The 22,986-nt window shown below is 42.6% G+C and carries 22 protein-coding genes; 16 read left to right on the forward strand and 6 right to left on the reverse strand.

All coding sequences use genetic code 11. The features are described from left to right. Positions 1-151 precede the first annotated feature (151 nt). The gene (locus D0T87_RS05530; RefSeq protein ID WP_163173625.1) at positions 152-1,825 is read right to left on the reverse strand and encodes a B12-binding domain-containing radical SAM protein; all 1,674 of its coding nucleotides are present in this window, start codon (positions 1,823-1,825) and stop codon (positions 152-154) included. A gap of 225 nt (positions 1,826-2,050) precedes the next feature. Between D0T87_RS05530 and D0T87_RS05535 the strand changes: the two genes are divergently transcribed. The 15 genes from D0T87_RS05535 (at position 2,051) to D0T87_RS05600 (ending at position 13,958) form a co-directional block, all read left to right on the forward strand. Continuing rightward, entirely contained in the window at positions 2,051-2,362 is a 312-nt protein-coding gene (locus D0T87_RS05535) for a tetratricopeptide repeat protein (protein WP_163173627.1), read from the forward strand. 18 nt (positions 2,363-2,380) lie between these two features. Next, on the forward strand, positions 2,381-2,611 hold the full coding sequence (locus D0T87_RS05540) for a ferredoxin family protein (RefSeq protein ID WP_163173629.1): 231 nt from the start codon (positions 2,381-2,383) through the stop codon (positions 2,609-2,611). A 53-nt stretch (positions 2,612-2,664) separates the two neighbouring features. After that, positions 2,665-3,744, forward strand: a complete 1,080-nt coding sequence (locus tag D0T87_RS05545; protein ID WP_163173777.1) for a 3-methyl-2-oxobutanoate dehydrogenase subunit VorB — start codon at positions 2,665-2,667, stop codon at positions 3,742-3,744. A 1-nt stretch (position 3,745) separates the two neighbouring features. Next, positions 3,746-3,916: a hypothetical protein gene (locus D0T87_RS24170; RefSeq protein ID WP_203558617.1), complete on the forward strand. Its 171-nt coding sequence runs from the start codon at positions 3,746-3,748 to the stop codon at positions 3,914-3,916. 97 nt (positions 3,917-4,013) lie between these two features. Then, positions 4,014-4,778 carry a thiamine pyrophosphate-dependent enzyme gene (locus tag D0T87_RS05550; protein WP_163173631.1) on the forward strand — a complete coding sequence of 255 codons (765 nt, stop codon included), beginning with the start codon at positions 4,014-4,016 and terminating at the stop codon, positions 4,776-4,778. Further along, positions 4,778-5,320 (forward strand): 2-oxoacid:acceptor oxidoreductase family protein, encoded by a 543-nt coding sequence (locus D0T87_RS05555; protein ID WP_163173633.1) that lies wholly within the window; start codon positions 4,778-4,780, stop codon positions 5,318-5,320. The genes D0T87_RS05550 and D0T87_RS05555 overlap by 1 nt, the downstream gene beginning before the upstream one ends. A gap of 124 nt (positions 5,321-5,444) precedes the next feature. Beyond that, complete coding sequence (locus D0T87_RS05560) at positions 5,445-7,493, forward strand: putative porin (RefSeq protein ID WP_163173635.1); 2,049 nt, start codon at positions 5,445-5,447, stop codon at positions 7,491-7,493. A gap of 8 nt (positions 7,494-7,501) precedes the next feature. After that, the gene (locus tag D0T87_RS05565; RefSeq protein WP_163173637.1) at positions 7,502-8,332 is read left to right on the forward strand and encodes a transporter substrate-binding domain-containing protein; all 831 of its coding nucleotides are present in this window, start codon (positions 7,502-7,504) and stop codon (positions 8,330-8,332) included. A 34-nt stretch (positions 8,333-8,366) separates the two neighbouring features. Further along, on the forward strand, positions 8,367-9,347 hold the full coding sequence (locus D0T87_RS05570; protein WP_163173639.1) for a Gfo/Idh/MocA family protein: 981 nt from the start codon (positions 8,367-8,369) through the stop codon (positions 9,345-9,347). Positions 9,348-9,420: 73 nt separating this feature from the next. Then, positions 9,421-9,945 (forward strand): RNA polymerase sigma factor, encoded by a 525-nt coding sequence (locus D0T87_RS05575; RefSeq protein ID WP_163173641.1) that lies wholly within the window; start codon positions 9,421-9,423, stop codon positions 9,943-9,945. Beyond that, a complete protein-coding gene (locus D0T87_RS05580; RefSeq protein WP_163173643.1) occupies positions 9,942-10,334 on the forward strand; it encodes a hypothetical protein in 393 nt (130 codons plus the stop codon). Before D0T87_RS05575 ends, D0T87_RS05580 begins: the two co-directional genes overlap by 4 nt. A gap of 20 nt (positions 10,335-10,354) precedes the next feature. Next, positions 10,355-10,801, forward strand: a complete 447-nt coding sequence (locus D0T87_RS05585; RefSeq protein WP_163173645.1) for a hypothetical protein — start codon at positions 10,355-10,357, stop codon at positions 10,799-10,801. Positions 10,802-10,827: 26 nt separating this feature from the next. Then, positions 10,828-11,709 carry a hypothetical protein gene (locus D0T87_RS05590; RefSeq protein ID WP_163173647.1) on the forward strand — a complete coding sequence of 294 codons (882 nt, stop codon included), beginning with the start codon at positions 10,828-10,830 and terminating at the stop codon, positions 11,707-11,709. Between the two features lie 254 nt (positions 11,710-11,963). Then, positions 11,964-13,409, forward strand: coding sequence for an alpha-amylase (locus tag D0T87_RS05595; RefSeq protein ID WP_163173779.1), 1,446 nt, complete (start codon positions 11,964-11,966; stop codon positions 13,407-13,409). 81 nt (positions 13,410-13,490) lie between these two features. Beyond that, on the forward strand, positions 13,491-13,958 hold the full coding sequence (locus D0T87_RS05600; protein ID WP_163173648.1) for a nucleoside deaminase: 468 nt from the start codon (positions 13,491-13,493) through the stop codon (positions 13,956-13,958). A gap of 81 nt (positions 13,959-14,039) precedes the next feature. Here the strand turns inward: D0T87_RS05600 and D0T87_RS05605 are convergent, their stop codons facing one another. Both D0T87_RS05605 and D0T87_RS05610 read right to left on the reverse strand, forming a co-directional pair. Then, the gene (locus D0T87_RS05605; protein ID WP_163173650.1) at positions 14,040-15,653 is read right to left on the reverse strand and encodes a TonB-dependent receptor; all 1,614 of its coding nucleotides are present in this window, start codon (positions 15,651-15,653) and stop codon (positions 14,040-14,042) included. Between the two features lie 51 nt (positions 15,654-15,704). Beyond that, entirely contained in the window at positions 15,705-17,186 is a 1,482-nt protein-coding gene (locus D0T87_RS05610) for a hypothetical protein (RefSeq protein ID WP_163173652.1), read from the reverse strand. A 314-nt stretch (positions 17,187-17,500) separates the two neighbouring features. On the opposite strand from D0T87_RS05610, the gene prmA reads away from it, so the two are divergent. Continuing rightward, a complete protein-coding gene (prmA, locus tag D0T87_RS05615) occupies positions 17,501-18,349 on the forward strand; it encodes a 50S ribosomal protein L11 methyltransferase (RefSeq protein ID WP_163173654.1) in 849 nt (282 codons plus the stop codon). A gap of 58 nt (positions 18,350-18,407) precedes the next feature. On the opposite strand, the gene D0T87_RS05620 is transcribed toward prmA, so the two are convergent. From D0T87_RS05620 to D0T87_RS05630, 3 genes are all read right to left on the reverse strand, one after another. Then, positions 18,408-19,139: a glycoside hydrolase family 25 protein gene (locus D0T87_RS05620; RefSeq protein ID WP_163173781.1), complete on the reverse strand. Its 732-nt coding sequence runs from the start codon at positions 19,137-19,139 to the stop codon at positions 18,408-18,410. A 372-nt stretch (positions 19,140-19,511) separates the two neighbouring features. Further along, positions 19,512-21,155 carry a diphosphate--fructose-6-phosphate 1-phosphotransferase gene (locus D0T87_RS05625; protein ID WP_163173656.1) on the reverse strand — a complete coding sequence of 548 codons (1,644 nt, stop codon included), beginning with the start codon at positions 21,153-21,155 and terminating at the stop codon, positions 19,512-19,514. 420 nt (positions 21,156-21,575) lie between these two features. Beyond that, on the reverse strand, positions 21,576-22,958 hold the full coding sequence (locus D0T87_RS05630) for an efflux transporter outer membrane subunit (RefSeq protein ID WP_163173658.1): 1,383 nt from the start codon (positions 22,956-22,958) through the stop codon (positions 21,576-21,578). Positions 22,959-22,986: the final 28 nt, after the last annotated feature.

The following is a 22,986-nucleotide window of genomic DNA, read 5'->3' on the forward strand; positions in this document are numbered from 1 at the left end:
TGTTGTTACTGTTAAACAGTACCGAAAAGAGATTGTTTTGGCTTTTGTGTTAAAAATTAAGTTCATCGTAGGGGCGCTTCGCGAAGCGCCCAATGCACAGAATGTACAGAAAACCATTTTCAAGCGGTTCGCAAACCGCCCCTACAGCAGGCTAAAACTCATATATAATTTCTTTACGCAGCGTTTTTTCTCCTTCGTTCAGAAAAAGCGTAAGTAAATAAGTCGGCCCTGAAATCAGATTTATAGCTGCCTGCTTCTCTATCATCTTGCGATTCAGACCATGTTTTCGAAGAAAAGATTTATCCTGGCCTATATCATAAAGTAACCGTTTCTTTGTCTTTTTATCCAATGCATCATCCCAGAAACCTGGTGGACGAAGCGTAAAGTTTGCATAATAATCCCGTCTTAAAGACTCAAACAGATCAATGCCTTTATTCAATAAAAAACGATGCAAGCAAGCAAATACATCTTCAAGCTGATATCCTCTTGCCGGAAATTGCTGTTCAACGCAGTACTGCCCAAGTTCGTCAAAGAACTCAAAATACCTATCCTTATAATAAAATGTAAAAATCTCATGCATAGTCAACGTAAAGCGCCCGCTATTCCAATATTTCTCTAAAGCATGTTCTGCTTCATGGATGCGATGTAGCTCTTCCGAAGAGATATCAGCATTAAAGTTAATTTCATAAGGAGCCTCTTCGTTATAGCTATATCCATACTTTTCAGACTCCCGGCGCAGGTTAGTACCCCGAAGCATTTTCAAAAAGCCAAGTTGAACCTCTTTTCCGCCAAGCGCAAAAACATCATTAAACGAACGGACAAAACGAGCGTAAGTTTCGTGGGGCAATCCCGCAATCAGGTCCAGATGGAGTACAACCTTCCCGCCATCCATCAATTTCCGTATATTATCTGCCAGCAAAGGGAAATCCTGCTTTCGTTTTACTGCTATATTAGTCGGTTCGTAGGTAGACTGAATCCCGATCTCGAAACGGAAATAATTCTCCGGTAAGCTGTTGTTCAGGTAATCAATCATCTCATCAGTCAGTAAATCTGCATAAATCTCGAACTGGCAACTCAACCCTTGCCTATAATTTTGGATAAGGAAATCAAATATTGCCCGGGTATGCAGCTTATTGAGGTTAAACGTACGATCCAGAAACTTTATCTGTCTGGCACCCGCTTTGATCAAAGCGCCCAGATTCTCTAATATATACCCCATAGGGAAATATCGTACCCCCTTCTCACGCGAGGACAAACAATACTGACACTGGTAAGGACATCCGCGTGATGTTTCAAAATAGACTAAACGATTTCCCAGATTATCTCTATCTCTTTCCAGTAAATAAGGAGAAGGTAGCTTACTTAAACGATCCAAATCTGCTTTCACCGCCACTTTGCTGATATGACCTCTGGAAGAGATGCCCGGAATATCAGGGATTCCACCCCTCTCCAGGCATTGCACCAATTCGCCCAAAACAAACTCTCCTTCGCCACTTATCACATAGTCAATATCCCAGACATTCAGAAAATGTTCCGGTTCATAAGTCACTTCCGGACCACCAACAACAAGAATAAGATCAGGCTTACGCCGCTTAAGTATAGAAACAAGCTGTTCAATATGACTTACATTCCAAATATAAACACTCATCCCCAACACATCACAACCTGTGGCTAGTAATTCATCGGCCACGGCTTCAAGTCTTTCTTTGATCGTATATTCTCTGAAATCAAGATCACAGGCATCTTTATTGCTCACATAAAGCCAGCGTAAAGCCAAAGAAGTATGTATATATTTCGCATTAAGCGTAGTAATTATCGTTTTCATCACAATTTATTAAATCAATCGGCAAACATGCAAATTGAATGCAAATTTACCGATTCACCTACAATAAGTAAAATTATTCCGGGAGATTATTCAACACACCTGTTATTACATTGACATATTGATAAATATACATGGCGAACTATTAGTTTTTTTCACACAGTATATGAACATCTTACGTAAATAAGAGCTATATTTGCATTGCATTTTAATGAAGAATATATAAAAATGGACGATTCAAAGGAAGAAAAAAAAGACGATTTAGATAGAATCAGACGAGACATAAAGGAGGGGAGATTGGATAGTGCTATCCGGAACTTAGCTAATCGCCTTATAATTGCGACAATAAGCCCGGGACCTGATAAATCCGAACTGTATTATTTACTTGGAAATGCATGTAGAAAAAAAGGAGATTTTCATCTAGCCATGGACTTCTACACCAGAGCGATAGAAGAAAATCCGGATAGCCCTGCGGTAGAAGCCCGGAAAGTACTACAAGGGATTATGAATTTTTATAATAAGGATATGTACAATCATTAAAATAACGTATACGAAATTATGGCAAAAATTAAAGGAGCAATAGTTGTTGACACAGAACGTTGCAAAGGGTGTAACCTGTGTGTCGTGGCTTGCCCGCTTAATGTAATATCTCTGAGCAAAGAAGTGAACGTAAAGGGATATAATTATGCGAAACAAACCGTGGAAGACACTTGCAACGGATGTAGTTCATGTGCGATCGTTTGTCCCGACGGATGTATCTCGGTGTACAAAGTAAAAGTGGAAAAATAAAAGCGTTCCGGTCAACTCCGGAACTGATTTAACTTAAAAACTTAGAAATTCAAATAATGGAAGAAGTTGTATTAATGAAAGGAAATGAGGCCATTGCCCACGCCGCAGTACGCTGTGGTGCCGACGGGTACTTTGGCTATCCTATTACTCCCCAATCGGAAGTTCTGGAAACCCTTGCCGACCTGAAACCATGGGAAACAACCGGAATGGTAGTACTACAAGCCGAAAGCGAAGTAGCAGCTATCAATATGGTATATGGAGGCGCAGGAAGTGGTAAGATGGTTTTAACCTCATCATCCAGTCCGGGCGTGAGCTTGAAGCAAGAAGGAATTTCCTATCTGGCAGGAGCGGAACTTCCTTGTCTTATTGTGAACGTAATGCGTGGAGGTCCGGGACTTGGAACGATCCAACCCAGCCAGGCAGATTACTTTCAGACCGTAAAAGGTGGTGGACATGGCGACTACAGACTAATCGCACTGGCACCGGCATCCGTACAGGAAATGGCAGACTTCGTTGAACTAGGCTTCGAGTTGGCATTCAAATACCGCAACCCAGCCATTATCCTTGCCGATGGAGTGATTGGGCAAATGATGGAAAAGGTTGTTCTCCCTGCGCAAAAGCCACGCCGCACAGAGCAGGAACTGATTGAACAATGCCCATGGGCAAGTACAGGAAGAACAAACGGCCGTAAACCGAACATTATTACTTCACTGGAACTTCAACCCGATGCTATGGAGCAAAACAACATACGCTTCCAGGCTAAATACAAACTAATCGAAGAGAACGAAGTTCGCTACGAAGAAATAAACTGCGAAGATGCAGATTACCTGATTGTTGCCTTCGGGTCAATGGCACGTATCGGACAGAAAGCAATGGAGATTGCCCGCGAGAGTGGTATCAAAGTAGGTATTCTACGCCCGATCACCCTGTGGCCATTCCCAACCAAAGCAATCGCCAAATATGCCAATCAGGTAAAAGGTATGCTCTCACTCGAGTTGAATGCCGGACAAATGGTCGAAGATATTCGCCTGGCTGTAAACGGAAAGGTAAAAGTGGAACACTTTGGACGTCTGGGAGGTATTGTACCCGACCCTGACGAAATTGTAGCTGCCCTCAAAGAAAAACTGATTTAATATGAATCCCGATAAAATAAGAAACATCTTAAATATACTTTTTATGATCGGAGCACTGGCTTCCATCATTATCTACTTTGCAGTAGACGACAAAAAAGTATTTCTTTATGTATGTGGTGCTACCATATTCGTGAAAATAATGGAGTTCTTTATCCGTTTCACTCACAGGTAAATTCAATTTTGAATTTTGAATTTTGAATTTTAAATGCATCTACACATGGGCTTTCTAATTCAAAATTCAAAATTAATAATTCAAAATTAATAAAGTTATGACAAAAGAAGAAATAATCAAACCCGAGAATCTGGTTCACAAAAAACCGACTCTCATGAATAATAACTCCATGCACTACTGCCCAGGGTGTAGCCACGGAGTGGTACACAAACTTGTGGCCGAGGTGATCGAAGAAATGGGCATGGAAGAAAAAACAATCGGTATATCCCCCGTAGGATGTGCTGTTTTTATCTATAACTACCTTGACATCGACTGGCAGGAAGCTGCACACGGACGTGCGCCGGCATTAGCTACAGCCATCAAACGTCTATGGCCTGATAGATTGGTATTCACTTACCAAGGCGACGGCGACCTGGCTTGTATCGGAACAGCCGAAACGATCCATGCCTTGAACCGCGGTGAAAATATCACCATCATCTTCATCAACAATGCAATCTATGGAATGACCGGCGGACAAATGGCGCCAACTACATTGGTTGGAATGAAAACCTCTACCTGCCCATACGGACGTGAAGTTGACATCCATGGTTATCCACTAAAAATTACCGAGATTGCTGCCCAGTTGGAAGGTACTGCTTATGTAACCCGCCAATCTGTACAATCGGTTCCGGCTATACGTAAAGCTAAAAAAGCAATCCGTAAAGCATTCGAGAACTCAATGGCCGGAAAAGGTTCAAATCTGGTAGAGATTGTTTCAACCTGTAGCTCGGGTTGGAAAATGACTCCGGACGGAGCAAACAAATGGATGGAACAAAACATGTTCCCCTTCTACCCTCTTGGTGATTTAAAAGACAAAGAATAATGAAACAGGAAATTATTATAGCAGGTTTCGGTGGACAAGGAGTATTGTCCATGGGAAAGATTCTGGCCTATTCCGGCTTAATGGAAGGCAAAGAAGTGAGTTGGATGCCCGCGTATGGCCCGGAACAACGAGGAGGAACAGCAAATGTCACTGTAATTGTAAGTGATGAAAGAATCTCTTCGCCGATTCTGAGTAAATACGATGCAGCTATTATTCTGAATCAACCTTCACTCGAAAAATTCGAGAGCCGTGTAAAACCGGGAGGCATACTGATATACGACGGATATGGTATCATAAACCCACCAACACGCAATGACATTAAGATCTATCGTATTGATGCTATGGATGCTGCAAACGAAATGAAAAATGCGAAAGCATTCAATATGATCGTATTAGGTGGATTACTGAAACTAATTCCAATGGTTTCAATAGACAGCGTATTAAAGGGATTGAAAAAAACATTACCCGAACGTCACCACCATTTAATTCCTATGAATGAAGCTGCCATCGAAAAAGGAATGGAGCTTATTGAAGAAGCTTAGGAAATTGAGAATTGAGAATGAAGAATTGAGAATTAGCTGCGCATAGTTTAACCTTTGTTCGCAGGGTAATTCTCAATTCTCAATTCTCAATTCTCAATTCTTTATAGTATATTTGCCGCTAATTATGAGAAAGATTCAACTACTACTTATATTATTGTTTCTTTGCCAATTAGGTGTGAACGCGCAAATAGGCAATACAAACCGCCGTGACGACGGATTCGGATATATTGATGACCCACAGATAGACCCTGCTATGCGCACAGGAATGCAAGATAGTTCGAATGTGGAAATCATAAGTCTGGACCCAAAGATGCACATGTGGAAAATCAGTGAAGAACTGGGCACCATTATCCCCGTACCCGTAGATACAGCATCCTATTTATTCCAGAATTCAAACCTGATGGAAGGAATGAAAGGGCATTACAACCACCTGGGAAACCTTGGAGCTCCACGTATGTCGCGTATATTCTTTGAGCGGCCACAGGCAACATCTTCTATGTTTTTAGACCCATTCTCTATATTCGTAACAAAACCTTGGGAACACTATTTTACAAACAGTAATATTCCATACACGAATCTCTCCTATTACACCAATTTCGACAAACAAGATGGAGAAGACAGGTTTAAAGCATATTTCTCTGTCAACGCTACTAAAAACCTTGCTTTTGGTTTCAATTTCGACTATTTATATGGAAGAGGATATTATCAGAATCAATCAACCTCATACCTGAAAGGTGGTTTGTTTGGTAGCTATACAGGCGATAGATATAAAGCGCATTTCATATATAATATGTTTAATATGAAAATGCAGGAAAATGGTGGAATTACAGATGATAGGTATATTACAAACCCTGAAGAGATGTCAGGAGGAAAAAAAGAGTATAAGTCCACCGAAATGCCAACCAACCTGTCTAAAACATGGAATTATAATAAGAACTTTTATGTGCACTATACACATCGATATAGTTTAGGTTTCGACAAAGAGATACCCGACCCTAAAAAGGAAGGTGATACGATCGATACCTTTATTCCCGTTACCAGCTTCATACACACAATCAGAGTAGAGCGTTCAAGGCATAAATTCATTTCGGAAGATAATGTGACTTATGCTGACAAATATCTGGATGTATCGGATGCACAAAATTATAAAGCATTGGATACGACCACATACGTAGGTATTAAAAACACATTTGGTGTAGCATTGCTCGAAGGGTTCAATAAATATGCCAAAGCCGGGCTAACAGGGTTTATCTCGCATAAATATAACGAATACACCCTGATGGACAGTATAGATGGTAAAGGAAATGCCAAGTACAAAGAGAATGAGGTTTTTGTGGGCGGTGAACTTGCAAAAAGAGAAGGAAATTTTCTGCATTACAGGGTATTAGGAGAAGTTGGAGTTACCGGAGCAGCTAAAGGGCAATTTCGTGTAAATGGTGATCTTGACCTAAACTTCCGTCTATTCAAAGATACAGTAAACTTTATAGCCAGAGCCTCCATTAGCAATACATTACCGGCATTCTATCTGCGCCACTACCACTCCAAATATTTTTGGTGGGACTATGCAGGAGAGAATGAAATGGATAAGGAATTCCGTAGCCGCATTGAAGGTGAACTGAACATTAACCGTTGGCGAACAAACCTGAAAGCCGGGGTAGAGAATATTAAAAACTATACCTATCTCGATGCCACCGCAAATCCCACTCAATCAGGCGAAAACATTCAGGTATTATCTGCCACATTAAACCAGAATTTCAGAGTCGGTATCTTGTGTTGGGACAATGAAGTAACCTGGCAAAAGTCAAGTAAAGAAGAAATCTTACCTCTCCCCGACCTCTCCGTATACAGCAACTTGTATCTGGATGCCAAACTAGCAAAGAAAGTTCTAAGTTTGCAATTAGGGGCAGATGTCAGATATTTCACTAAATATAAAGCTCCGACTTATACACCTGCTGTTCAGCAGTTTCACCTACAGGGCGAGGAAGCTATTGATATTGGTGGATTCCCCATTGTTAATGTATACGCCAACTTTCATCTGAAACGTACGCGTTTCTTTGTGATGTACTCTCATGCAAATGCAGGAATGGGAACTGCAAAATACTTCATGGCTCCGCATTACCCAATCAACCAGGGACTGATACGATTCGGCTTATCCTGGAATTTCTTTGATTAATAAAAGAAATGAAACTATCTACATCCAAAATAATCAAGTATGTTATTATAGGTATAACTGCGGTACTTCTGGCAACATTATGGTCGAGAATAAGCAGTAAAAAAGAAACAGCCTCCCACCCCAGAGATTACAAAGAGATTGTGGCCTCGGGACTTCTACGTGCTGTTACCGAATACAACGCAATCAGTTTTTATGCAGATGGTGATACGGTTTCCGGATTCAACTATGAGCTTATAGAGGCCTTTGCCCGTAACAAAGGACTGGAAGTGGAGGTTACTCCTGAAATGAGTTATGAGAAAAGGCTGCAAGGTCTGAGTGATGGAACTTACGACATTATTGCCTATGATATTCCAACGACTAACCAATTAAAAGACTCTTTACTTCTGACAGAGCCTATTGTGTTGACCAAGCAGGTACTTATACAGAGAAAAGCAGAACAAGATAGTACAACCTATATCAAGAGTCAACTGGATTTAGCACATAAAACACTGCATGTTGTAAAAGGCTCACCCGCAATCATGCGTATCCGGAATCTTGGAAATGAAATTGCAGATACAATCTACACCCGCGAAATAGAGAAATATAGTTCAGAACAATTAATGGCCATGGTGGCTCACGGGGATATTGACTATGCGGTAACAGACGAAACCATTGCCAGAGCTTATATTGACTCTTTCCCTCAATTGGATATCAATACGGGTATCAGCTTTACCTTATTTTATTCTTGGGGAGTCAGCAAACAATCGCCGGAACTGTTGGATAGCCTCAACACCTGGCTGAATGACTTTACAAAAAAGGCTGCGTACAAGAAGATATATCAGAAATATTATGGTCAGTAGCTACCAGCTTCTAACTACTATTAATACTTGAAACATGAAAACAATTAAATGGGGATTTATTGGATGCGGTGATGTTACCAAGCAAAAGAGCGGTCCTGCATTCCAGAAAATAGAAAATTCAGAAGTTGTGGCAGTTATGAGCCGTGACCCTGAAAAAGCCAAAGCATATGCCAAAGAAAGAGGCATAAAAAAATGGTATGATGATGCTCAGGAATTGGTAGACGACCCGGATATCAATGCTGTATATATTGCTACCCCTCCTTCCTCTCATGCCACTTACGCCATCATGGCCATGAAAGCCGGTAAAGATGTATATATAGAAAAGCCAATGGCTGTGACATACGAAGAATGCACTCGCATTAACCGTATTGCCCAGGAAATGGGCCGCAAATGTTTCGTAGCCTATTACCGCAGATATATGCCTTACTTCCTGAAAGTAAAAGAGCTGGCATTAAATGGTACAATCGGTAATGTAATCAACGTACAAATACGTTTTGCACAACCACCACGCGAACTGGACTACAACCGGGAAAATCTTCCCTGGCGTGTACAAGCAGATATTGCAGGAGGAGGCTATTTCTATGATCTCGCTCCTCACCAAATAGACTTGTTACAGGGTATGTTCGGATACATATTGGAAGCAAGCGGATATAAAAGCAACCGGGGAGGACTCTATGAAGTGGAAGATACGCTTAGTGGCTGTTTCCAGTTCGATAATGGTTTAGTGGGGTCGGGCTCCTGGTGTTTTGTCGCCCACGAATCGGCAACTGAAGACCGTATTGAAGTTATTGGCGATAAAGGAATGATCTGCTTCTCCGTATTTACTTACGAGCCTATAGCCCTGCATACTGAAAAAGGACGGGAAGAAATTATCATTGAAAACCCTGAACACGTTCAGCAGCCTTTAATCCAGGCGGTGGTCGATGACCTTCTTGGAAAATCTACTTGTACCTGCGATGGCGAAAGCGCCACAACCACCAACTGGGTGATGGATAAGATACTCGGAAAAATCTAAGAATGTGCCAATCGGCACATTTTTTTTAGCTACCATGTCACGTTTCTCTTCTTCGTGCGTCTTGTTTATGTAAATGGAGCTCAATCAATTTAAAATAACGATCCTTCCCTTGCGGGATAAGCTTGTGGGCTATGCGCAAAGACTGACTGAAGATCACTCCGATGCAGAGGATGTGGTACAGGAAGCAATGCTCAAGCTATGGAATATCCGTGATCAACTACACGAATACCGTAGCATAGAAGCGCTGGCTGTAAAAATAACCCACAACTTATGCATGGATGCCTGGAGGAAGAAACGAACGAAAGTCATATCCATTGATCAGGTTACCATAACCAATCAATCGACAATGACTCCCGATCGTCTTCTGGAAGAGAAAGATGAAATGCGCCTGATGCGCGAAATTGTCGATTCTCTGCCACCGCTTCAGCAAACCATCCTCAGGATGAGGGATATCGAAGAATACGAAACGACAGAAATTGCGGAAATAACCGGTTGCAGTGCTGAAGCTATCCGCAGTAATTTGTCAAGAGCACGAAAAAAAGTGAGAGACATTTACCTTCAAACAATACAAGAGAAGAAAAGGAGGAATGAAGTATGAAAATAGATGATTTATTAAATAGATACTTCGATGGAAATACTACTTGCGAAGAAGAAAGAGAAATAAAACGTTTCTTCAGAGAAGAGGATGTTCCGTCAGAACTTGAGATATATCGTCCGCTTTTCGCTTTTTTCGAAGAGGAGGCAAAGCAATATTCCCCCCGCAGGCAAAAGCGCTACTTTATTTATACGCTAAGTAGCATAGCTGCCGGATTGCTTATTATCCTGAGCATTGCAGGAATAAAACAAATAAACCAACCTGCGAATTTTGTTATCATTGACGGATATAAGTCGACTAATATCCAATTGGCACGCGAACAAGCCCAGGCCGCTTTTGATGATGTAAGTTTTAGCAGAGATGAGATTTTTGAGACTTTATTTAGTGAGTAATATATTAAAATGATATAGCGATGAATAAGATGATCCGCATAACGTTAACAATCCTACTATTAAGCCTAAGTGGTCATATAATGGCTCAACAAGACTTGAAGATTGCCTCCGTATTTCAAAAATACGGCAAGCAGAAGGGAGTTACGATGGTAGAGCTTTCCAATGAACTGGTGGATATATATGAAATGAAATTATATAAAAGCCTTTCATTCAAAGATGTTGGAAACGCTCTGCCGGATATTCTGAATTGTCTGGAAGAAGACCGAAAAAAAGCTAAAAAGGTAAAAGAGGTAGTATCCGAAGGAAAGATTCAATCGGGCTATTATCAACTTCCACAAGCCAAAGAGGATATTAACCGCTTTATCCTGTTTAAAACAGGAAAAAAAGGAAGCGCAACGCTTATCTATCTGGAAGGCGCTCTGGATGCAGACGATCTGGTCACTCTCCTCTTCATGAAGAAAGATTAAAAACATAACTAAATACTACAATCAATATGAAACGAATCATTGTATTATTGCTGATACTTGCTCCTATGGCTTGTATAGCACAGGAAACTGCTAACCAGGACACTACATTTTATGTCGGAAATCGCAAATATGTGATCAAAGAGACGGAAGATAATATTCGGGTGAAGATCTATGAAGAGTCTTCCAAAGGAGATACGATACAAAACGATCAGATATTCGAAGGGGTGTATAAAGATGGAAGAAGCACCGAACGCCGTATTTCGCTGACGATTCCTTTTGTGAAGAAAGAGAAGAAATACAGAGGGTATTTTGATAAACATGTAGCGGGTGTTTATGTAGGATATAGCCAGTTTGCCGATGGAATGAACTTCAGCAAGGCAGATGATGTCGACCTGGTTGCCTCAAAATCATGGGAATGGGGAATAAACTTGTTCGAAGGTGCAGTGCGCTTATCCCGCAACTGGGGCTTGACCAGCGGATTAGGCTTCGGATATAATTCATTCCGATTGGATGGTAATTATGGTTTTGAGGAAAGGGATGGCGTTACGGACATTTATCCTTCACCTGATGAGGTGGATTATCGTCGTAGCCGCTTACGCTATTATCATCTTCGATTGCCGGTGTCATTCGAATGGCAAAAAAGCATCAACCATAAAGGACCTATATTCTTTTCGTTAGGTGCCGAAATAGAGACCCGTTTCTGGGTACGTTCCAAAGCAATCATTGATGATGATAAACATACACTAAGCAAGGACCTGAATGTACGTCCACTAGGTGTCAACCTATTAGCTCAGGCAGGATATGGAGATTGGGGATTTTATTGCCGATATGCCACAGCAAGCCTTTTTGAAAAAGATAAAGGGCCCAAACTCTACCCCTTCTCACTCGGCATCCAGTGGCACTGGTAACCGGCGAGGCACCAGTGCCAGGTTTAGCTAACGCTAACCGTTGGTTCCATGCGGAGGATAAAGTTGAAAATATATTTCTTTATATTTTTTAAAACCGCAGAGTTACGCAGATTAACGCAGAGAAATTACTTTAAAATAAAAACTCTGCGTTAATCTGCGTAACTCTGCGGTTAAAAATGATTTTATTATCCCAGGCTTCCCAACCATTTCACCCGTTCATTTGTTATAAAAAAGAAATTAATAACTAAATGAATATGGAAAATGGTGCAATGATGCAGTATTTCGAGTGGAATCTGCCAAATGATGGAAATCTCTGGAAGCAAATTAAAGCGGATTCAAAGCATTTACATGATATAGGTGTAACAGCCGTATGGATTCCCCCTGCATATAAAGCGGATGAGCAACAGGATGAGGGTTATGCAACGTATGACTTGTTTGATTTGGGCGAATTTGAACAGAAAGGAACAGTTCGTACCAAATACGGAACAAAGAAGGAGCTTACAGAAATGGTTAAAGAACTGCATAAATATCAGATATCAGTTTATCTGGATACTGTTCTCAATCATAAAACCGGTGCAGATTTTACCGAGAAGTTTATGGCACAGGAGGTCGATCCTCAAGACCGGAATCACATGCTAACAGAACCTTATGAGATACAAGGATGGACCGGATATAATTTCCCCGGCAGAAAAGATGCATATTCAGATTTCAAATGGCATTATTATCATTTCTCAGGTACAGAGATGGATGATGCGCAGCGTAAAACCGGTATCTATCGCATACTGGGAGAGAATAAATACTGGAGTGAGAATGTAGACTCCGAAAACGGAAACTATGATTTCCTGCTGGGTAATGACATTGACCTGAAACATCCGGAAGTGATCAAGGAACTCAATAAATGGGGTATCTGGGTGGCTAAAGAACTAGGTCTGAATGGTATCCGCATGGATGCGATCAAACATATGGATGCACAGTTCATTAAACAATTCCTGGAAGCCTTGCGGGCTGAGTTAGGTGAAGACTATTACGCTGTCGGAGAGTATTGGAACGGTGATCTGGATACACTGGATAGTTACCTGGACAGTGTAGGAAACAAACTCAATCTGTTCGATGTTCCACTCCATTATAATATGTTTGGCGCTTCCCAAAGTGGAAAAGAGTTTGATATGCAAAAGATACTGGATAATGCATTGGCGGTCAACCGCCCTACCCTGGCCGTAACTTTTGTGGATAATCATGACTCCCAACGTGGAAGCTCGCTCGAGTCTCAAATTGAAGATTGGTTTAAGCCATTAGCTTATGGACTTATTCTGCTTATGAAAGATGGATATCCATGCATATTCTATGGAGATTATTATGGAATAAGTGGAAAGAAATCACCCCACCGGCTTATCATTGAGATTCTTTTGGACGCCCGTAAAAAATATGCATATGGTGATATGGACATGTATTTCGACCATCCAAGTACAGTCGGTTTTGTTCGTAAAGGAGATGAAGAACACCCGAATTCCGGACTTGCTTTCCTAATGTCGAATGGCGAAGCCGGAAATAAAGTGATGAATATCGGTGAAGAGCACAAAGGTGAAGTATGGTATGAAATCACCGGAAATATCAAAGATGAAGTAACCATAGATGAAAAAGGCAATGGAAATTTCACTGTAAGCGCCCGTAATCTTGCCGTTTGGATAAAGAAAGCCTAGTTTTTTTCGTATATTAGCAAGCGAGGCGCTTGACCCAGGTTTCCATGTGGGTGGCAACTCCTATTAATAATAGCCTATTATATGACTAAAGAAGAAATTATGCGGAAAGCCATTGAGCTTTCGAAAGAAAATGTTCGGAATGGTGGTGGCCCTTTCGCTGCTATTATTGCCAAGGATGGTGAGATTGTGGCAACAGGCCTGAACAGAGTAACAGACTCGTGCGACCCAACCGCCCATGCAGAAGTCAGCGCAATCCGTGCAGCTACATCCGGATTAAATACATTCAATCTTAGTGGATATGAGATTTATACCTCTTGTGAGCCATGCCCTATGTGCTTAGGAGCCATTTATTGGGCCAGACTGGATAAAGTTTATTATGGGAACAATAAAACCGATGCTAAAAACATTGGCTTTGATGATTCTTTTATTTATGATGAACTGGCGCTTGATCCCCAAAATAGGAAACTACCATCTGAAATCCTGCTACACGATGAAGCCATTAAAGCTTTCGAAGCATGGACGGAAAAAGAAGATAAGATAGAATACTAAAAGAAATCCCCGGTTAAGCCTCACAGCCTCCGGGGATTTTTCACACACATAAAAAGTTATATTACATAGAAAAACAGTTTCTTAGAATCTGGCACCAAGAGTCAACAATACTTGATGTCTGTTATTATCTACTTTCGTAGCTTGAAGATATTCATGATCAAATGCATAGAAATCTTCTTTATACGTATGCAGCCTATAAGCTAAATCTGCATAGAAACTTTTACCACGATAGCCGAACCCGAATGTATAATCGCTCACTGACTTGGTATTAGCAAAATCGGTATCTGTTAAAATACTATTATCCGGGAGTTGTTTCCATGCTTCTTTCTTGAATGCTGCCGTAGAGAGGTTATATCCTACCCGGAATGCGAATTCAGGAACGAACTTATACTCGGCACCCAAACGGAGCGTACTTACTCCTTTTAGTTTATCTTTAGCCTCGCCGGTTTCCCAATACATTGAACCACCCTGATAGTCGGTATATCGGAACTTCATGGAAGAATAGTCCTGGTATTCGTACTCGGCACCCAGTGCTAATGCACTACCCACTGTGTAGCCTAGACTAAAGTTGTACTTCCATGGAGTATGCAACTTATATTTCGTAGAAGCAACTCTTCCACCTAACTCGTCGTAGGTAGATATCTCATCATCCCAATATTGATGGTTCCCATCTTCCATACCTTCGTATGCAAGAAGTGCTTCTGTTTCATTAGTCAATGTGTAGAATGTGGGTGTATGTATAGCCAGTCCAATGCGTAAGGGAGAATATTCGAACGGACGAACAATTGCACCTATTTTCACATCAAAACCTGTACCTTTGGTTCTGTTCCAACTCTCTAGGCTATATCCCCAATTATCGTCATATGACTCGTCATACCAGGAATATTTTCTGTAGTTAACATCATATAACCCTAAGGTTAGTCCCAGATACACACGATCATTGAAGTTAAATGAGGTATTAAGAGTAAATTCATCAATACCACCTGTTTCTTTAGAATAAAATTGGCTATATGGTGGTTGGTCTATGTAGCCTCTATAATATCCATCCGTCTGGCCGGACTCATTGACAAATTCATAGAACTCATACATTAATCCATTCCATCCTAAAGCAGCCAACCAACCTACATTAGGATCATTATAGGGATTACCTTTATAATCCATAATATCAGTTCTGGTTGCATCATACATAAGATTGGCTTGTCTGGCCATTTGTGTAGTTTGCGATACAACATAGTCCTCACCATTTTCTGTAAAGGTAGGAACCGATCCCGCCATGGACATATATTTGTTGAACGATTTATTCCGTTTATAATTAAAAGCTACATTTACATAACGCAATGCCGTATAATCACCAATCTTGTTAGATATAACAAACCCAATATTATCAAAATTGAATTGATTCTTATCCTCTTTCATTGATAAGCCGTTAAAATTGCTTTTAGTCTCCAAGGCAGAAAAGCTAATAGTACCCATGACATCATTACTGCGATAAATACCTATACCTGCAGGGTTGGTGCTGATTGTCGAGATATCTCCACCCAGAGCTCCCATGGCTCCACCCATTCCGACAAAACGGGCAGTTCCATTCAACTCATTATTATTGAATTTTACAGCATCATATATATTCTGTGCTCTCAACCCTGTAGCCATTGCTACCAATAGAGTTAAAGTAGCTACTGATATTATCTTTTTCATATTTCTACTACTATTTAATTTCTTACTTTAGGCTAAAAACATATCCTCCTATTATCTTCTACCTCCACTTGAGCGAGATGAGCCACCACCACTGGAGGACCCACCAGAGGATCTGCTGCTACTGCCGCCACCTCCGGAATATGAGCTACCACTCGAACGTGAACTACTACCAGATGAATAGCTGCTACTGCTACTTGAACGGGAGCTACTACTTGGAGGACTATAGCTCCGTGAACTGCTGGAAGACGAATTTCCAGGCGAGTAACTTCTTGAAGAAGAAGATGAAGAAGAACTTCCACGGCTATATGACGAACCTCTTGTACTTGTAGATGAACTACTTGACGAAGGACGTGTAACCGCACTGCTACGTGAGCTTCTAGCACTTGAGCCACCGCTTCCTACTGCTTCACGCGAAGTATTGGTGGTGCTAGGACGGGTATACGCAGAACCACGTCCGGTTGCTGGTGCTGTACCGCTAACAGTTCCTCTATTCGAAGGACGTGCAGTACTTCCTTCTCTTGTTCCTACAACTCTACGGGTTGAACTACCGCCTGAGGTAGAAACCGAACCATTTTCACGGGTTACAGGACGGCGACCAGTTGTTGTTCCGGATACTGAACTAGCCGGACGACGCCCGGTTGTTCCCGAAACTACACTGCTTGGACGACGGTTTCCTGTTGTTGAACTGGATGCAGTCGGGCGACGGTCGCCTATATTCACGCGGTTGGCACTTGGACGGCGACTTGTATTGTACGTACCAGCCCAATGACTACCACCGCCACCGCCTGGATACCATCCTCCGCCATGCCAGTGATTGTGGTGATGGTGATGTCCCCATCCCCAGCCCCAGCCGCCAGACCAGTAACCGGGCCAATAGCCACCCCAACCGTAATGTCCGCCATAGTATCCACCATACCCGGAGTTCCAATATCCGCCGTAGCCCCAACCGGGACCCCAGCCCATACCATATGATCCCCAACGCCAATCCCACCAAAGACGATTACTGAATGTTGGGAAAGCATAGGCATACATGCCATCAGTATATACGTTCCAATCCCATGAATTCAAGCCATACACAATATCCCAATAGTATGGGCTACTGATAGGAATTGCATATCTCGGGTTACGGAAACGGATGATGCGTTCGGCATATTCGTAATCATCTTGTGATCCTTCGAATTCGCCACCAACCCATTCACCGTCTAAGTCGTAAACGTTTTTCTCCTTTATATATAACGTATCATTCTCCATTACGAACTCATTTTGTTTTGCATCGTAACGGCGATTATATTCATCTACATCCCGTGCGTTCCCCTTTCTGTCCTGAATTACCACGGTCGATCCCGGAGCTGTATAAATTGTGGTACTCACCTCTTGCTTCTTTTCCTCAACAGGAACCACAACCTCTTTCTTCTGCTCTTTCTTATTTTTTTCCTTTTTAGGAATATAATAAAGGTCATCATCTGTGCTTTGCGCCATGGTCACCAGGGGAAGGCTAATGGCAGCGAGCAATAATAAAACAATCTTTCTCATACTTCTAGGTTTTACTGGTTCTTAACTATCCACTTTATCTCACCACAAAGATAATCAAGGGATTTACCATCCTAAGGAGAATTTCCCCAAATAACAATAGGGATTTCCCTATAAGAGTTGAAAGTTGAAAGTTGAAAATTGAAAGTTGGTTGCGCATTCATCGTTTGAAGAGCATTTTCTCTTTCTTATCTTCATTCTTTGCATTTTAAGGGTTATATTTGCAACTTAGAAACAAAGTAGCAAGCGTATTGTTTGGACTAAAAGACAAAAGGCGCAGCCAACTTTCAATTTTCAACTTTCAACTTTCAACTGATTTGAAGTATTTAGAATTTAACTTCCGGACACAACCTTGTACGGAAACCGTTAATGATGTTTTATCAGCGGTGCTGGCCGATGTCGGCTTTGATAGCTTTGTGGAAAACAATAGCGGGATTACAGCGTATATCCCGGCGGCATTATTCGATGAAGAGACATTGAAGAACGCCATAGCTTACTTCCCGATAGAGAATACAGTCATAGATTATACCTACGAGGAGGCTGAAGACAAGGACTGGAACGAGGAATGGGAAAAGAATTTCTTCCAGCCGATTATTATCGACGACCGTTGTGTTATCCATAGTACTTTCCATAATAATATACCGCAGATGGAGTATGATATTCTGATCAATCCGCAAATGGCATTCGGAACAGGACATCACGAAACAACGAGTCTGATTATTGGTGAATTGCTAAACAGCAACCTGACAGATAAATCGGTACTGGATATGGGGTGTGGTACTTCCATCCTTGCCATTTTGGCACGTTTGCGCGGAGCAAAGCCAATTACTGCTATTGATATTGATACCTGGTGCGTGGAAAATTCCAAAGAGAATATTGCACTGAACAAGGTGTCGGATATCACGGTAGAGTTGGGAGATGCGGCGATAATCAGCGACCGGGGTCCTTTTGATGTTGTGATTGCAAACATTAACCGGAATATTCTACTGAATGATATGAAGTATTATGTAGCGCGTATGAATCCGGGAGCTGAACTTTACATGAGCGGGTTTTATGTAGAGGATATTCCGATGATTAAGGAAGAAGCGGAAAGACTAGGATTGACTTTTAGTCATTATAAGGAGAAGAATAATTGGGCAGTTGTTAAATTGAGAATGGAGAATTGAGAATGGAGAATTGCTGTGCAGCGTCAACAGGTGGTGTTTGCAACTTAATTCTCCATTCTCAATTCTCAATTCTCAATTTAAGAAGCTCTTCCAGTGCACCATTATACACATTGAGGTCTACATCCGATTTAATGCCCGGCACTTGCCCGATATCTGAATGTTGCCAAAAGTCCCATTTGCCTTCATATCGTACCGAATCGACGTAATAATGGGCTATCCAATAAGGGTAGGAATTGAATACGGAATCATTTAAGTATTTCATCTTAAACTTATAGGAGGCATAGATAATGGGCTTTACGCCATAGTGCATCTCAATTCGTTGCAGCCAGACCTTCAATGCGGCTTGTAACTCTTCGGTTTCCTTCCGGCCTTTTACTTCAATATCTAATACAGGGGGAAGATCGCCCGCCTTAAGATTGACTGTACGGATAAAGAAGTCGGCTTGCTTCATTGGGTCGGTATTCGGATTGTAGAAGTGGTAGGCGCCACGAATGAATCCATGTTCATAGGCTTTATCAAAGTTACGGGTAAAGGTAGAGTCCAGATGATCGCCTCCCTCCGTAGCTTTCATAAAGATAAAATGTATGGGAAACTTCGTCAGCCTGCTTTGGGTGAGTTGATGCCAATCAATCGCGCCCTGGTAATGGGAAATATCTAAGCCGTGGACTTTATATCCATAGGGCAGACAGACGCCATATCCTTCCTGACCATAGCAAGGCTGCCAACGATAGGCGTAGGGACGAATGAAGAAAAAGTAGAATGCAGTAGTAAAAACAACAATAATCCCCATAGCAACGACAACAACCTGCCATCGACGAATCTGGTGAGTCCGGCGAGGCGCCGAAGCCAGATTTGACTTGCGTCGATCTCCGATTCCATGTGATGTGGCAACGCTCTGCCGCGAGGCTCCATGCGGTTTCGATGACTTTGCCCGTTCCTTCGTTTTCTTTGGAGCAGGTTTAGTATTTGTTTTCGTACGCGGTTTCGTTGTTTTGAACGGCACTTAGGTTTAGAGTTGAAAGTTGAATATTGAAAGTTGAAAGTGATAGGGCTGCAAAGCTAGAGTGTGAAACCAGAAGCTACAGGTTATAAGCTGAAAATCGAAAGCAGCCGCATCTAACTTGTGCAACCTAACTTTCAATTTTCAACTTTCAACTTTCAACTATTCCTGTTCCAGCTGTAACGTTTTAGTTGGTTGGTCGCACACTTCAGTAGGGCCAAAGTATTGGATTGGACCTGGGTATACATAGTCTGTTTGGATAGCCCATGCTTCGCGTTGTGCGGCGAATGCTTTGAAAGGCGCACCATCCAGTTTCACCAAAGCCTTTTGAATTACCGGTTTCATTTCACCGTGGCGACGTTCCATGTTCATCATCATTGTGATGGGCACACCACCTGCGATCCATTCTTCGGCAGGAGCGGTTGTGTTACGCACAGACGACATGTATCCGGTTTTACCGTTGGCAATCAACATAGAAGCGGTGTAGCCCAGCGAGTAACAATAGTCGGCATCGTAGTTAGATGGAGCAGCGCAACGTCCTTCGTAACCGAAGAAGTGGTGTTGAGCAGCGAATTTGCCTACGAATTTACCGGCGGTTTTCCACTCGTCGAGTTTCTTGGCAACCATTTCGGACAACAGTTTTTCTGTTTCGATCAGGGATACCTGAACGTTTCCGTGTGGGTCGCGGTCGAGGGTAAGCTGACGTGCTACGCCTTCGGGAAGGCTTGCATACACTTCAGAGTTTACCTTAGACAGTTTAGAGATGATATATTCGCGTTGGTGAGATTTCTTAATGTGCGAGAATTCTTCTGCATTCGTTGCCAGGAAGTCGTTAAGTTCGGCGATCAACCGCTTCATGGCTGGAATGAATTCTACCAATCCTTCGGGGATCAATACGGTACCGAAGTTGTTGCCTTCGGCAGCACGGTTGGCCACGGCCTGAGCAATGTATGTTACTACATCGTCTAAAGACATATCGTTGGCTTCTACTTCTTCGGATACGATACAAACGTTGGGTTGTACCTGCAATGCACATTCCAGGGCGATGTGTGAAGCGGAGCGTCCCATCAGTTTGATGAAGTGCCAGTATTTACGAGCCGAGTTACAGTCGCGTTGGATGTTACCGATTACCTCAGAGTATACTTTACAAGCGGTATCGAAGCCGAATGATGTTTCGATCATTTCGTTCTTCAAGTCGCCGTCGATGGTTTTAGGGCAACCGATTACTTGTACGCCATTGTTTTGTGCAGCATAGTATTCGGCCAACACACAGGCGTTTGTATTTGAATCGTCGCCACCGATGATAACCAATGCTTTGATGCCCAGTTCTTTCAGGATTTCGTATCCTTTATCGAATTGTTCTTTGGTTTCAAGTTTTGTACGTCCCGACCCGATGATGTCGAAACCACCGGTGTTGCGGTATTCGTCGATAATATCGCTGGTTAGTTCCATGTAGTTATGATCTACCAGTCCACCGGGACCAAGGATGAAACCATACAGTTTACTATCCTGATTCAGTGTTTTAATACCATCGAAAATACCAGAGATTACGTTGTGCCCACCCGGAGCCTGTCCGCCTGAAAGGATTACGCCTACGTTGATAGCCGGGAAGTTGATGGCTTCGGTTGATTCGACAAACTGGATAAGAGGCATTCCGTAAGTATTTGGGAATAACTTTCCAATGGCTTCCTGATCGGCAACAGATTGGGTAGCTTTACCTTCGCTTACTTTAACAGAGCCTCTCAGCGCTTTCGGAAGTTTAGGCTGATAGGCAGCCCTTGCAATTTGCAATGCACTTTTCGTCATTTTTCTTATTATTTAAAGGTGTTAGTTAGTTTCTCACTTAAAAGCGTCGCAAATTTCGTGTTTTTTCTTGAAAAAAGCAAGGAGTACCCATTGATCTTATAAAAACATACCGTTTGGTTTTCTTCAAGCGCATGGTTCTTTTTTCCTTCCGAGGGTTGGTTCTTTTGCTGCGAAAGTAGCTTTGTTTTTCTGACACCCGGGTGTCAAGGCTGTTCACACCCGGGTGTCAGAGATATTAAGACCCGGGTGTGAAGCAACCTGACACCCGGGTGTGAAAGGGCCTGACACCCGGGTGTCGGAAAATGCATAAAGCTTTTATCTGAAAACTTTGCTTGAAGTTTAGCAAATATCTTCCATATGTTTACAGAAAAGTTCCACGGTTTCTCCCGGCCTTGGTGCCGGCATCTTGCCGGTTGCCGGTTACCAGCCGCCGCCCAGTGCTTTATAAAGTTGCACTACGGTGATCAGTTCGTCGCGAATGGCATTGCTCAAGGCTATCTGCGCATCGAAAGAGCCACGCTGTGCATCAAGCACATCCAGATAATTGGTCACCCCATTGATGTATTGCAGTTGTGCCATATCTACGTGACTTTTTGCCGAGCGTTCCAACCGGCCTTGCAACTCGCACATCTCGCGTACCTTATTATAACTGACGATTGAATTCTGCACTTCGCGGAAGGCATTCAATACCGCCTTTTCGTAACCATAATAAGATTGTTCGTAAACAGCCTTCTGCGCCTTCCACTGGGCACGATTCTTCCCGGCGGAAAATACAGGTGCCAGCAAAGCCCCTTCAATAAAGGCGTAAGGAGATTTCAGGAAGCTGGACAACTCGGAACTTTCCAGTCCGTACTGCCCGGTTAATGACAGTTTTGGAAACATGTTGGTGTACGATACGCCCACCATGGCATTAGCGGCAATCAGTCCTTGCTCTGCCTGGCGGATATCGGGACGGCGTTCCAATAAATCAGAAGATAATCCCACCGGCAACATCGTTGCATAGTTGAATTCCTGCAACAGATGGCTTCTTTCTACCTGATTGGGAAATTCTCCCGCCAGGAAAGCAATATCATTTTCCTTCAATGCAATTTTCCGTTCCAGGTCGGGAACCAAAGTCGCCGTACGGGCCACTTCGAGCTGCGCCTGTTGATAGGCCGTTTCATTGGTTAATCCGCCATGAAAGCGCAGGCGGGCAATCCGGACGCCTTCTTCACGGGCTTTCAGGGTTTGTCTGACGATGGACAACTCATTGTCCAGCGCCACCAGTTCGTAATACGCCTGAGCTACCTCGGCAATAATCGTCATTCGCAAAGCCCGCTGCGCCTCTACCGATTGCAGGTATTCGGCTACGGCAGCATCCTTGCCCCAACGAAGCTTGCCCCAAAGGTCCAACTCCCACGACAGTACGAGTTTACCTTCAAAAGTGTTGGTTTGTACTGAATTATCTCCCCCGTCATTCTCAAACTCACGGTTGCCGGAGATATCGGCACCCGCCTGAGGGAGCAATCCCGCTACGCTTATTCGCTTCTGAGCCGCCATTTCCTTTACCCGGGCAGCGGCTATTTTCAGGTCTTTGTTGTGTTCCAGGGTTCTCTCGATGAGGTTCCGCAGGGGACCATCGGTGTACATTTCCCACCATTTCAGGTCGGCAATGCTTAAATAGCTTTGTTTGGTCCAAATGCTATCCGGCAGCTCCATAGCGGGGCGTGTATAGCTATGCCCGATTTTGCACGAAGTAAATGCCGTGCCCAGAAACAGGGCACAACAAAGGAAGGCTGATATATAGGTAATCTTTTGTTTCATAATTGTAATTTATAGCCTCACCCCGGCC

It is taken from the genome of Bacteroides sp. 51 (genome assembly GCF_010500965.1).
In the GTDB taxonomy this organism is placed as follows: Bacteria; Bacteroidota; Bacteroidia; order Bacteroidales; family Bacteroidaceae; genus Bacteroides.